We start from the raw sequence: 12713 nt of genomic DNA, 5'->3' as shown, positions 1-12713 counted from the left end.
TACTAAACTTGATAGCTTTTTGCTTTATTAGCCTGAACTAAGTTCAGGCTTTTTTTTGCCTATAAAAGCAACTTTAACTATTTTTTTAGCGCTGTTTTACTTTCTCTGTCAGCTGAATGGCTGCATCACAAGCATTCGCTAGCTCTTTTCCTTTTATCAAAAAATGGCGGCTAAAGTAAGCTTTATGCTCATCATGTTCGTGGAAATGATGGGGCGTTAGAACGGCTGTTAATACAGGGATTTCAGTTTCTAGCTGAACTTGCATTAAAGCATTACAAACGGTTTGTGCAACAAAGTCATGGCGATAAATTCCGCCATCAACTACTAACCCGCTGGCAGCAATGGCAGAGTAGTATCCACTTTTTGCTAGCAGTTTGGCTTGTAGTGGAATTTCGTATGCACCGGGTACTGCAATAACATCAATCAATGATGCATCGTAACCGCGAGCAACTAATTCAGTTCTAAAGCCTTCTAGAGAATTTAATACAATCGCTTCATGCCAAGAAGCGTATAAAAAGGCAATACGTTTTGTTGCTGGTGTGAAATCAATAACATTCGTTGAGCACTGATTCATTGTAAATTCCTAAATTAAAGGTGAATCAGGGCGAACGTACAGGCAAATACACCATAAAAATATGGCATACCTTTTGTTACCGTTATAACAAGTATAACGGCGCAGTGAGGTCTTGTCTGACACGCTCTCTATCATCCGGACTGTAACCGTCGGCTCTGGAGTCACACCAGATCTGCTGACCCTAAAAGAAAGATTTCCATTAGGCGCTCGCGGGCTTAGAAATAAATCTCCTTACCGCCGGTGGGGAATTTCACCCCGCCCCGAGAACGAATCGAAATAATCCGATGGATGTAAATATACTTTTTTGCTTTAGGTGTGTCAAAGAATGCTCTCACCCTTAAAGCTAGTCTAAAAAATTAGTTTAATTATTATTTATATAAATGCTTCTTTCTTACTTGCTTCAGCTTTTATTAAAGTTTGCATCGCTTGGTGTTGAGTTAAAAATACTTCACCCGATAAAGCTTCAATAAATTTAATAAGCTTTAACTTATCCAGCACAGGGCCTTTAATTTCTGACAGGTGCAAATAAACGCCTTGCTCATTTAGTAAACTATTAAGCTGATCTAGCATTTCTACACCGCTGGCATCAATATGATTAATTCCCGACCCCATCAAGACAACATGGCGCAGCTGGCTGTGTAGCGTGACTTCTTTTAAAATTTGCTGCTCAACTTCCTGAGCATTAGCAAACATTAGGCTTTCATCAATGCGTAGCGACAAGATGGCAGGGTGTAATTCAACCTTATAACGCTGCACATTACGGTAGTGTTCAGTGCCAGGCACTAATCCAACCACTGCCATGTGTGGGCGACTGTTTTTAGCCAACCATGCCGCTAAAGAAACTAAAACACCTAATAACAAACCCAGCTCTAAACCTAAAAACAAAACACCGCTTAAAGTCACCATCCAAGACCAAGCATCTTCTCGGCTGTAATACCATAAATAAGGCAATTGCCGCCATTCAACTAAGGATAAGACAGCAATAATAATAACGGCGGATAACATGGCTTGAGGTAGGTAATACAGCCAACCAGTAAAGAAAAGTAAAATAACGCCCATAGCCAAACCTGTTAGCAAACTTGCTACAGGTGTTAATGCACCCGCATCATTGTTTAATACCGTGCGCGAAAGCCCGCCAGTAACGGGCAAACTAGCGCTTAATCCAGCAGCGATATTCGCCAAGCCTAAGCCTAAAAGCTCACGATTACTGTTGACCTGTTGTCTACGCTTGGCTGCAAAAGTTCTGGCAATGGCAATGGACTCTGCAAAACCAATTAAACTAATCATCATCGCCATCGGCAAGAGCGTCATTAAGGTACTTAACTGAATGGTTTGCCATTCAAAATGCGGTAACTCAAGGGGAAGGTTGCCAACAATTTTTATACCTTGCTGATCTAAATTAAAAAGCATAACCCCAAGCGTTGCGACCACTAATAAAACCAACGGTGCCATACGTGCTAGCAAAGCAGCAGTAACTTTAGTTAAACCAAAGCCCTGTAATAAATCAGCAAGGTACTTACGAGACCAATAAAGAAAAGTAAGAAAAGTACTACCTAACAATAAAGTTTTTAAGTGTAAGTAATTAAAACCTTGATAGAAGCTAACGAGCTGCTCTGGCAAAGTGGTACCTTGCACAGGAATCGCAGTAATGCCTTTTAACTGCCCCAATAAAATCATAATAGCAGCACCGCTAATAAAAGCTGACATAACGGGGTGACTTAAAAAATTTGCCAAAAAACCCATGCGTAATAAAGACATTAGTAGCAAACAAACACCCGACATAAGCGCCAGCAATATAGCCAGTAACACATATTCATCTGAACCAGGTGATGCCAAAGGGCTTAAAGCACTAAAGGTTAGTAAAGAAGTGATGGCAACAGGACCAACAGCCAAAACACCGCTAGTTCCAAATAAAGCATAGGCAATAGCGGGTAAAATGCTGGCATAAAGCCCTGCTTGTAAAGGCAGGCCAGCCAAGAGCGCATAGGCAAGGCTTTGAGGTATTAACAATAAACTAACGATTAAAGCTGCCGTTGCATCTTGGCGAAACAGTTGGCGATTATAAACACCGCTACGCACTAACCCCCATAGGCCTTGGCGCATGGCTGTGCCTTGAAGCTCAGAGTTCTCGGAGGGCCTTGTAGGTGTTGGTTTCATTTTAAGTTTTTAAGCCTTTTATTCGGCAAGAAGGCGTTTGAAAAAGTCAGGCATATCAAAGCCCGCTTGTTTCATTTTATTGACTAGCTCGTTGCCTGATTGTTGTTGTCTTTGGCTAAGCGCCCACAAACAGCCACAACGTGCGCCACTACGACAAAAAGCCACGACTGGTTTTTCTGCAGCAGCGTACAAGCGACCAAATTCAACGCCTTGCTCTTGTGTTACCTGACCCGATGCAACCGGTTGATGAATCCATTTCATTCCTAACGCTTCGGCTTTTTTTTGTAACTCAGATGTTAGTGGCTGATTGGGTTCTTCAGCTGCTGGACGATTAAAAATAAGCGTTTTAATACCGGTCGCTGCTAGTGCATTAATATGCTCAGCATTCAGTTGACCATAAATTATTAAATCATCTAGCTGACGCTTAAAAGGTAGGTTAATCATTGTTGCACTCTATTTGAACGGATTTATTTGAACTGATTTAAAGGGATTTTCAAATAGCTTACACCATTTACCTCAGCAGGCGGAAACTGACCCGCACGCATATTCACTTGCACTGAAGGTAATATAAGGCGCGGCATAGCTAAAGTGCTATCACGTTGTGTCCGTAAAGCCACAAAATCTGCTTCACTTCGCCCTGCTCCAACGTGAATATTAGACTGCTGTTCAGCAACCGTCGTTTCATAGCAGTATTCATCACGCCCAGGCGCTAGGTAGTCATGGCACATAAATAAACGTGTTTTGGGTGGCAAGGAAAAAATTGTCTGAATAGATTGGTATAAAGTTGCTGCATCACCACCAGGAAAATCACAACGCGCCGTACCGTAATCAGGCATAAACAAAGTGTCACCTACAAAAGCAGCATCACCCATGACATAGGTTAAGCAAGCCGGTGTGTGGCCTGGGGTATGCATAACTTTAACGTCCATCACACCTATTTTAAAAGTATCGCCGTTACTAAAAAGCTGATCGAACTGGCTACCATCCACAGCAAACTCTGCACCAACATTAAAAGCTTTACCAAACACCTGCTGCACGGTTTTAATTGCTGCGCCTATGGCAATTTTACCACCAAGCTTGGCTTGTAAATACTGAGCAGCGGAAAGGTGATCGGCATGAACATGGGTTTCTAAAATCCAGTCAACCTGTAAACCCTGTGCTTCTACCATAGCAATGATTAAATCGGCGCTGGCAGTGTTGGTCGTACCCGAAGCAAAATCAAAATCAAGCACCGAATCAATAATGGCGCAGCGATTACTCAGCGGATTACTCACCAAATAACTATAAGTGAAGGTGGTTGGCTCAAAAAAAGCGTTCACCTGCGGCTTAAACATAAGAGATTCCTTATATATTTTTTCTAAGTTTAACTTATTGGTAGCCAAAAAAAAGCCTTGTTTTTTAGACAAGGCTTAATAATTAATTAAATCCCTAAAGGCTTATTTTTTGCTATTACGCATATAACAAATAGGGTGAAACACCAACCAAGTATAAATACTTAAACCAATAGAAACACCAATAAGATTCATCCAATCAACCCAAGTATTCACATAAGCAATGCTTGATTGAGTCTGCATAGGCACTAAAAATAAGGCCAAAATAAAAACTAAAGGGGGTACATATTTAGAACCCATACCGCCTTTACTGGCAAAGGTGTAACTTTTCATACGCGCTAAGAACTGCGGTACTAAAAAGATAACGACCATTAATCCAATTAGCCACAACCAAGGTAAAGTAGAATACCAAACAACAGTCAAAATACCGGAAATAGTCATCAAGTTCTCCTTAAACCTTGCCTTCAAGCATGGCGTAGTAAGCGGGACGCAGCATACGATCTTTCATTACCCAGACAGTCCAAGATTCAGCCATAGGATCAATAAAAGAGAAAGAAGGCATCATTGCCATAGTATCAGCCCAACCAAACTCGACTAGCATTGCTTTACCAATACCTGTAATCAGTGGGCAAGAAGTATAACCATTGTGTTTAGCTGGTAGCGGAAGATTTTGCAAATGTGCTAAAAAGTTCTGTTCTAAAACAGCCGCTTGCATTTTTACACTGGCAGCAGTTTTATTCAGCGCCATCCCCATGACATCACCAATACCCCAGACGTTAGGGTAATCGGGGTTTTGTAAGGTTTCACGGTCAACTTTCATAAAGCCAGTAAAGTTTTCGCCCTGCTTAAAAGCCAGTGGACTTTGCATTAAAGAATCAGGCGCTGTCATGGGTGGCACAACGTGGATAAACTCATAGTCACGCACAATATCGGCTGAATCACGTACGGCAAAAGTGGCTTTTTTTGCATCGGCATCAATGGCTTTTAGGGTATAAAAATCATTGCGCTTTACACTTTGCTCTTCAAAACGCTGACGCACAAACGCATTAACCTGTGGCTGGCTAAATAACTTGCCAGAAGGGGTCATAAACTCAACATTAAAATTACTTCGCACACCAGTATTTTCTAGTCGGGACAAAGTGGTAAATGTCATTTTTAACGGTGCGCCAGCACACTTAATGGCCGTAGGCGCTAAGGTAAATAAACCCGTACCGCTGCCACGGTTAATCCAGCGTTTAATTTCATCATTGGTGGCTGCTGCTGCATTCATACTGGCATAAACACTGCCAATACCTTTACCTTGACCAATTAAATTAACATCCATGCCTTCAATGCGTTCATAACGCAATTGCAAGCCCGCCGCTACAATTAAGTAGTCATAGTCAACAAGTTGACCACTTTCAAGCACTACACGGTTATTGTCTGGATTATATTCAGCCACCATGCCTTTAACCCAGTTCACACTGTTAGGTAACCAGTCAGCCACTTGGGTTTCGGTTTTTTCTTTATTCCATACACCCGAAGCAACTAGTGTCCAACCCGGTTGATAATAGTGTTTTTCACGCGCATCAATAATGGTGATTTTAGCGCCTTGTAAACTATTCGTTAAACGATTAGCCATAGAAAGCCCACCAGCACCAGCGCCCACAATAACAACGTGAGCTTTCGTGTTAACCGCTTTAGCGTTACCAGCGGTTAAAGCTAACGGGCCAATCACACCGGCACCCATGCCGAGTTTTAAAAGGTCCCTTCGACTAACGCTTTCAAAAGGAAGGTGTTTTTTTGACATAAATCTTGCTCCTGCTTTTTTAAGATTTTTATTAGCTAGTATTAATTTAGCTTTAACTTAAAAGCTATGTCGCTACCACTTTGGTTTATATTGCCATTTTTCTCAACTAAATCTGATGCATCTCAACATTTTACAATACGTTCAATCACACGCTGCGCTGCAACAAAACCAAAAGTACCAGTAACAAAACTAGCCGAGCCAAAACCACTCGCACAATCTAATTTAAGCGCTTCACCTGCTTGGGGTTTATGGCAAGCAACACTACCATCGGCCTGCGGGTAGACCAGTTGCTCGGTAGAAAATACACAGTCCACATTAAAGCGTTTTTTTAGATCACGAGTAAAACCATAATCACGGCGCAACAAGCTACGCACTTTTGCCAACAGCGGGTCTTGTGTCGTACGGGCTAAATCTTGAGTCGTCACTAAACGTGGATCAACTTGCCCACCTGCACCACCAACAACCACTAACCCAACCTTGTTACGGCGACACCAATGAATAATGCCGGCTTTTACAGGCACTGTATCCGTTGCATCCACAACCACATCAAAACCTTGATTTAACTCTTGAGCAAGATTATTCAGTGTAATAAAACGACTCAGCACATTAATTTTTGCTTCAGGATTAATTTGCAGTAATCGCTTGGCCATTACTTCTACTTTTGATTGACCGACCGTGCTATCTAACGCATGAAGCTGGCGGTTAATGTTGCTCGTACAAACATCATCTAAGTCATAAAGCGTAATTTCACCCACACCCGTTCTTATCAATGCTTCTGCTGTCCAACTACCCACACCGCCAATGCCAATAACAACCACTTTAGATGCAGCCAACTTAACCAAAGCAGCTTGTCCATAAAGACGAGCTATACCGCCAAAACGAAATAAATAATCGTGCGATAAATGTTGACCAATCAAAATTTTCTACCTTTAAAATAGATGAATCAATAATTTATGTAATTAGTATATACCCTGCAGTTGCTAATAGAGCAAAAGCTGGTAAATTAACTGCCTGTCAATAAAGGAACCACTTTAAACGTGAAACTAAGCCGTAATCTGAATACTTGGCTGTTGTTACTTGCCTTGGCTATTATGGTCAATCGAGTGCTTACGCCTTTTTCAGTACCGCCCATTGTTGTTCACGCCGATGGCTACATTGAAGTTTGTTCTTGGCAAGGCGCACCACAACGCATTTTAATTAATGCCGATGGCGAACAGATTCAATCACAGCAGCCTTCTTCTCACTGCCCGCAATGCGTTGCCACTTCTGCTGTTACTCTTGCTGAAATCCCCTTTATTGCTTTGCCTATTTGCCCCGCCCGGTCAAACGCCTTACCTTTTAAATTATCCAACACTCAACCCATCTTTGTAAGCTTACCGCCCCCTTCAAGAGCACCACCTTTAGCCTGAGTCAGACCTTGGTTTCCAACAGTTTTAAGCAGTTGTATGCGCTCACATCTTGCTGTTTTTGCTATTGCGACTAAGTTCACTTTGACTCGGGTTTGTTGCTTAATATGAAGCGGGAGTTCCCATTGCTCATGTCAGCCGCCTCACGTTAAACAATAAACCCTAAAACTGAATACTTACTTGTTATTTATTACTTAAATGCTTTCATTCAGATTTTAGGAAAAAAATTATGCACAATCCATCTTTTACAGCCCGCCCCTTGGCGTTGGCTGTTGCTGCGCTTTTGTCTTCAGGTAGTATTTTTTTTACTACAACCGTACAGGCCAACGACCTCCCACCTTTAGTCGTAACCGGCCAACCAACTAACAGCCTAACCACTGAACTTAAACCCTCAACCTCACAACGCATGACAGCTGATACCGGCGAATGGCTGACACAAAAAAATGGCATTGCAACCAATCGCATGGGTGGTCATGGCTTAGATCCAATCATTCGTGGTTTGGGACAAAACCGTTTAAATATCTTGTTAGATGGTGCTTATGTTTTTGGTGGCTGCCCTAATCGCATGGATCCACCCACCGCCTATGCAGCACTGAATTCTTATGACTTAGTTACTCTTAGTAAAGGCGTGACAACACTGCGTCATGGCGCTGGCGGTAGTGGTGGGACCGTGGTTTTTGAACGCCTACAACCCGATTTTTCAGCCGACAAACCAACCATTAGTGGGCAGCTAGGCAGCAGTTTTAATAGCAACAGCAATGCAGGTAAAGGCTGGGGAAATGCCTTAGCTGGTGGCAAAAAAGGTTATGTGCGCGCTTTTGGCGAATACAGCAAAGCCCGTAACTACGAAGATGGCGCAGGGCGTAAAATTTGGAGTGGCTATGAAACCACCCAAGGTGGCGGTGCTTTAGGTTGGACACCCAACGCTGCTAGCTGGCTTGAAGTCAGTTATGAAGAAACCCGTGAACGTGATGTTAAGTTTGCAGGTGCGGGTATGGACTCACCTATCAGTAATAACAAAACCTATGGTTTACGAGGTCGTTATGATGCAACGCCACTGCTAACCCTAACCGGCAACTTGAATTACAGCCAAGTCGATCATGTCATGGATAATTTTTCTTTACGCCCCAAAGCCATGATGCAAATGGCTGTACCGACCACTTCAGACACATTAACAGGACGCTTAATGGCTGAGTATCAACTTGGCCTAAATCAGTTTACTGGTGGTATTAACCTATTAGAAAACCAACGTTCAGCAACCATGATTAGCTCGCCTAATGCCTCACCTAAACAAATGGCTTTTATGTGGCCCGATGTGACCCAAAGGCAGGTAGGTGCTTTTGCAGAAGTGGAACACCTTCTAGGGGTTAGCCGTCGCGTTTCAACTGGCATCAGGGTGGATTATTTTGAAGCAAAAGCCGATTTAGCTAATAGCAAACCAACCAATGGCGCTGTACCTGCTTCGTTTTACCAAAGCACCTATGGTATAAGTGGCGATGTAGGCAGAGACAAATGGTTAACGGGTGCATTTATGCGTTTTGAACAAGACCTAGGTGAATGGCAGCGTGCTTTTGTAAGTCTAAGCCGCAGCCAGCGCATGGGCGATGCAACCGAAATGTACATGGCGCGCGGTAACTGGGTGGGTAATCCTGATTTAAAACCAGAAACCAGCCATCAAATAGACTTAGGTATACTGGGAAAAAGCGCCAGCCTAGACTATTCAGCAGTTGTGTTTAGCAATCAAGTCACTGACTACATTTACCGCAGCAACACCGCTGGCAAATCGACTTACCGCAATATAAAAGCAGCGCTGTATGGTATTGAACTAGAAAGCACCATTCGCTATGCCAAAAACTGGGAAACACGTGGACAGCTAAACTTGCTTCGTGGTGATAACCGTAGCGATAGCGAAACCTTAGCACAAATTACGCCTTATCAAGGTCAAGTTTCACAGCATTGGATTAACGCTAACTGGGAAGTTGCGGCAACCTTTCGCTTTGCCGATAAAGCTGACCGCTTAAACGCCGATGCTAACGAAAAAGCCACCAGTGGCTATGGTTTGATTGATCTAAATCTAGCGTGGAAGCCCATTGAAGTGCTTGAAATTTCCACAGGCATCAACAATCTGTTTGATAAAAACTACGCTAATTTCTTAAACCGCAATGCAGCAGGTTCAGACCCAATCAACACAGGGGATAACGCATTAGTCGGCACGCTAACAGAACCTGGACGCAGCATTTGGATTAGTGGTAACTATCGCTTCTAAATTGATGCATTATTATTAATGCATTATTAACGGCATAATAACAACCAAGCGCTACTTGTGGCTTGGCTGTTATTATGTTTATTGACCTAGGAGGCGTCGGTGTTACACCCATTGTTTTACCTAACCAACCTACTGCTAGGTGTTGTATTATTTTCTAGTCAAGTCATGGCTGAACTACCCGTCGCAGAAGGTAAAATTATTTTGACCGTCACAGGGGAAATTAAACACACGAATCAAGCAGGACGTGCAGAATTTGATCGGCACCTACTTGAATCACTAGAACAAATTGAGGTGACTACGCATAACCCATGGTTTGAAGGCAACAATCGTTATTATGGCCCTTTAGGTCGTGCATTGATTAAAGCAGTCGGTGCTGAAGAAGCGACTCGCATGAAAATCAGCTCAATTAACGGCTTTATTGCTGAAATACCAATCAGTGACTTTATAGAATACGATGTCATTTTTGCGCTCAAAAAAAATGGACAATATCAACGTATTCGTGACCGTGGTCCTATTTTTACCATCTACCCTTTTGACCAGCACCCTCATCTAAATACTGAAATGCACTATAACCGCTCTGTCTGGCAGGTTAAAACCATTGAATTTTATTAAAATTAACAACAATGAATAATAACAATTTTTATAACAAAATAAAATTTTGGTTATTGCCTTTACTGGCCATTATTTTTTTGATGGCAGTCATCACATTACTGTTCACCTTACAAAATCGTGAACAAGAAATTAAAACGGCCGAACGTGATGATACATTATGGGCGGCATATCAATTAGAGCGTGAAAACCTTAAACTTAATGCTCTTTTTTATTATTATCAATTCCAACCAAATTTAAAGCTTTGGCAAGAAATTGAACTAAGATTCGAAATTCTTTACAGTCGAGTTACATTGCTAAGCAATGGTCAATATAATCAATTATTAATTTCAAAAAAACGCACTCAGAATTTAAGTTTAAAAGCATTTAAAATTATTGAATTAATGGACGACCAGTTTACTTTAAACAACCCTTTAATGACTAAAAATTTAACAAAACTACTGCAATTATCACAAGAATTAAAGCGAATTAATGAAGAGCTAGTAACAATACTAAAAGGCATGAACAGCCAAACAAACACAGAAAAACGTCAGAACCTAAGAAAACTTTACAGTTATTTAATAATATTACTTGTTCTTCTAACAGCAATAATAAATTTGATTATTTATTTATTAATCAAGAAGATGTTTGAATTTCGTCGTGCAGAGCAGCAAGCCCAACTAATGGCAACAGAACTTGAAGTAGCAGTTACAGAATCGGAAGCGGCTAACCGAGCTAAATCAGAGTTTTTAGCAACCATGAGCCATGAAATTCGTACGCCCATGAACGGCGTATTAGGCATGAGTGAGTTATTATTTGAAACGTCATTAAATGAAGAGCAGCACAAATACACTCAGGCCATTAACAAAAGTGCTACGGCTTTAATGAAACTATTAAATGAGTTAATGGACATTTCTAAGTTAGAAGCAGGCCGTTTAGTATTGGAGTATAAAAATGTTGAGTTAGCGCCTTTATTAAAAGAAGTGATTGATTTTTTTGCAGCAGGACTCAATTATAAAACCATTACACTTAGCTTAAAAATAGCACCAGAAGTGCACACTTTCTATCATACCGACGCTGGGCGTTTGCGCCAAATACTGCTTAATTTAGTGGGCAATGCCATCAAATTTACTGAACAAGGCAAAGTTGAACTTAGGGTAAGCTTAACATTTGACCAGCTATTTTTTGAAATAGAAGATACAGGGGTAGGTATTGATGAAACCGTTCAACAAAAAATGTTTGGGCTATTTACTCAAGCCGATGCCAGTATTTCTAGGCGCTATGGTGGAACAGGCTTAGGCTTAGCCATTTCTAAACGTATTGTTGAGCAAATGGGTGGAAAGATTGGGTTCAGCAGCATTTTAAGCGAAGGTAGCTGTTTTTATTTCACACTCCCTATACAAACCGCCAAAATCTCGACGAAAGTCTAAAGTCATCTAGGTTGCTTACTTTTTCTGGACTGTTAGTATCAAGGTGTGAATAAAAAATAAAATCAAAAAATAGAGGTATCACAGCATGACAGAGTTCGCTAATAACCAACGCATAGAAGAAAGTTTTCGTACTTTTAATGATAAATACATAGCGCTATTGACAGACATTAACAAAGGATTAAGAAGTATTGGCAATCTTCATACAGAACATATCAGCACCTTAGAAAATATAGTTAATGCCTTAAACAATAAAAACTACAGCAAAGCAAGAGAATACCTAGTCAATACTGACTTTAGCAGCTTACTAGAAGCATCTTTTGAAAATAATCTTAAACTGAATTCAGATTTAAACTCGTTAAGGATTCGCATGACGAATCTAAATCTCTTAGAAGCTGATACAGCACATTACCTTTAAGTAACTATTCGCTTAACTTACTCCCGCCATCAAGCATTTAGGCTTTGATGGGGGAATCTTTGCGACCCATAACAGCTTAGAGCTGCCACCTTTCGCTAGACCAACACTCACGCTGATGAGTGTTGGTCTAGCGGAACGCTTTATACACTAGCAAGCCCTGCTAGATCAGCTAACGCCTGTTGGCGTATAAAGTGTTTTTCAATCAACACTCGCTGTTCATGGTTTGGATAAAGGCGGTACTTATAGGCTTTTAGCATGGGTATTAGTTTAGTAACAACGCCTAAATCAAAGAGTCTAGGTGGAGAATTACGCACGATTAGTTAAAATAGAGCATTTTTAACGGGAAAAATTATGAAACCTAGAATCACTGGCATTCGTCGTTTAATTAATGCCAGCCGCTATTCATGGCTAGGCTTAAAAGCGGCTTGGCAAAGTGAAGCCGCCATTCGCCAAGAAATAGTTGCCCTCGTTATTTTGCTGCCCATCGCTTTATTGCTGCCGGTTAGCCCTGTTGAAAAAGCGTTGCTGGTGTTTAGCGCATTGCTGGTTTTGGTGGTGGAGTTAGTTAATTCAGCCCTAGAAGCAGTGGTAGATAGGATTGGCCAAGAATTGCATGAGCTTAGCGGTAAAGCCAAAGACATTGGCTCAGCAGCGGTATTGATTGCGTTAATGATGGCCAGTCTGGTTTGGCTGATTGTTTTACTACCGCTTTTCATTTAATAAAAAATGGTGCTCAGATTTCTCTAAAAGCCGTTTT

14 protein-coding genes and 1 riboswitch are annotated in these 12713 nt (G+C 41.4%); of the genes, 6 read left to right on the top strand and 8 right to left on the bottom strand.

The genetic code is table 11. The annotated features are described in order from the left end of the window. Window positions 1-85: 85 nt before the first annotated feature. The 7 genes from VJY63_RS08020 to tcdA form a co-directional block, all read right to left on the bottom strand. Window positions 86-574, bottom strand: coding sequence for a 6,7-dimethyl-8-ribityllumazine synthase (locus VJY63_RS08020; protein WP_324049746.1), 489 nt, complete (start codon window positions 572-574; stop codon window positions 86-88). 119 nt (window positions 575-693) lie between these two features. After that, window positions 694-846, bottom strand: a riboswitch (FMN riboswitch). A gap of 100 nt (window positions 847-946) precedes the next feature. Beyond that, window positions 947-2677 carry a SulP family inorganic anion transporter gene (locus VJY63_RS08015; protein WP_324049744.1) on the bottom strand — a complete coding sequence of 577 codons (1731 nt, stop codon included), beginning with the start codon at window positions 2675-2677 and terminating at the stop codon, window positions 947-949. A 72-nt stretch (window positions 2678-2749) separates the two neighbouring features. After that, a complete protein-coding gene (locus VJY63_RS08010; RefSeq protein ID WP_324049742.1) occupies window positions 2750-3175 on the bottom strand; it encodes a TIGR01244 family sulfur transferase in 426 nt (141 codons plus the stop codon). A gap of 23 nt (window positions 3176-3198) precedes the next feature. After that, window positions 3199-4065: an MBL fold metallo-hydrolase gene (locus VJY63_RS08005; RefSeq protein ID WP_324049741.1), complete on the bottom strand. Its 867-nt coding sequence runs from the start codon at window positions 4063-4065 to the stop codon at window positions 3199-3201. Window positions 4066-4167: 102 nt separating this feature from the next. Beyond that, a complete protein-coding gene (locus VJY63_RS08000; RefSeq protein WP_324049739.1) occupies window positions 4168-4503 on the bottom strand; it encodes a hypothetical protein in 336 nt (111 codons plus the stop codon). Between the two features lie 10 nt (window positions 4504-4513). Further along, a complete protein-coding gene (locus VJY63_RS07995) occupies window positions 4514-5851 on the bottom strand; it encodes an NAD(P)/FAD-dependent oxidoreductase (RefSeq protein ID WP_324049737.1) in 1338 nt (445 codons plus the stop codon). Window positions 5852-5973: 122 nt separating this feature from the next. Beyond that, entirely contained in the window at window positions 5974-6768 is a 795-nt protein-coding gene (gene tcdA / locus VJY63_RS07990) for a tRNA cyclic N6-threonylcarbamoyladenosine(37) synthase TcdA (protein WP_324049735.1), read from the bottom strand. A gap of 120 nt (window positions 6769-6888) precedes the next feature. Here tcdA and VJY63_RS07985 point away from each other — a divergent pair, with 120 nt between their 5' ends. From VJY63_RS07985 to VJY63_RS07965, 5 genes are all read left to right on the top strand, one after another. Then, the gene (locus tag VJY63_RS07985) at window positions 6889-7260 is read left to right on the top strand and encodes a hypothetical protein (RefSeq protein ID WP_324049733.1); all 372 of its coding nucleotides are present in this window, start codon (window positions 6889-6891) and stop codon (window positions 7258-7260) included. Between the two features lie 226 nt (window positions 7261-7486). Then, the gene (locus tag VJY63_RS07980; protein WP_324049731.1) at window positions 7487-9523 is read left to right on the top strand and encodes a TonB-dependent receptor domain-containing protein; all 2037 of its coding nucleotides are present in this window, start codon (window positions 7487-7489) and stop codon (window positions 9521-9523) included. A 99-nt stretch (window positions 9524-9622) separates the two neighbouring features. After that, window positions 9623-10135, top strand: a complete 513-nt coding sequence (locus VJY63_RS07975) for an oxidoreductase (RefSeq protein ID WP_324049730.1) — start codon at window positions 9623-9625, stop codon at window positions 10133-10135. Window positions 10136-10146: 11 nt separating this feature from the next. After that, window positions 10147-11541 carry an ATP-binding protein gene (locus VJY63_RS07970; RefSeq protein WP_324049728.1) on the top strand — a complete coding sequence of 465 codons (1395 nt, stop codon included), beginning with the start codon at window positions 10147-10149 and terminating at the stop codon, window positions 11539-11541. Between the two features lie 85 nt (window positions 11542-11626). Then, a complete protein-coding gene (locus VJY63_RS07965; RefSeq protein WP_324049726.1) occupies window positions 11627-11956 on the top strand; it encodes a hypothetical protein in 330 nt (109 codons plus the stop codon). A gap of 140 nt (window positions 11957-12096) precedes the next feature. Here VJY63_RS07965 and VJY63_RS07960 read toward each other — a convergent pair whose 3' ends face one another. After that, window positions 12097-12213 (bottom strand): helix-turn-helix domain-containing protein, encoded by a 117-nt coding sequence (locus VJY63_RS07960; protein ID WP_324049724.1) that lies wholly within the window; start codon window positions 12211-12213, stop codon window positions 12097-12099. Between the two features lie 94 nt (window positions 12214-12307). Here VJY63_RS07960 and VJY63_RS07955 point away from each other — a divergent pair, with 94 nt between their 5' ends. Continuing rightward, a complete protein-coding gene (locus VJY63_RS07955; protein ID WP_324049722.1) occupies window positions 12308-12676 on the top strand; it encodes a diacylglycerol kinase in 369 nt (122 codons plus the stop codon). Window positions 12677-12713: the final 37 nt, after the last annotated feature.

The sequence above is a fragment of the Marinospirillum sp. genome (assembly GCF_035271045.1).
In the GTDB taxonomy this organism is placed as follows: Bacteria; Pseudomonadota; Gammaproteobacteria; order Pseudomonadales; family Halomonadaceae; genus Marinospirillum.
The sequence above is the reverse complement of the archived record's forward strand: the minus strand, read 5'-3'. Positions and strand labels throughout refer to the sequence as shown.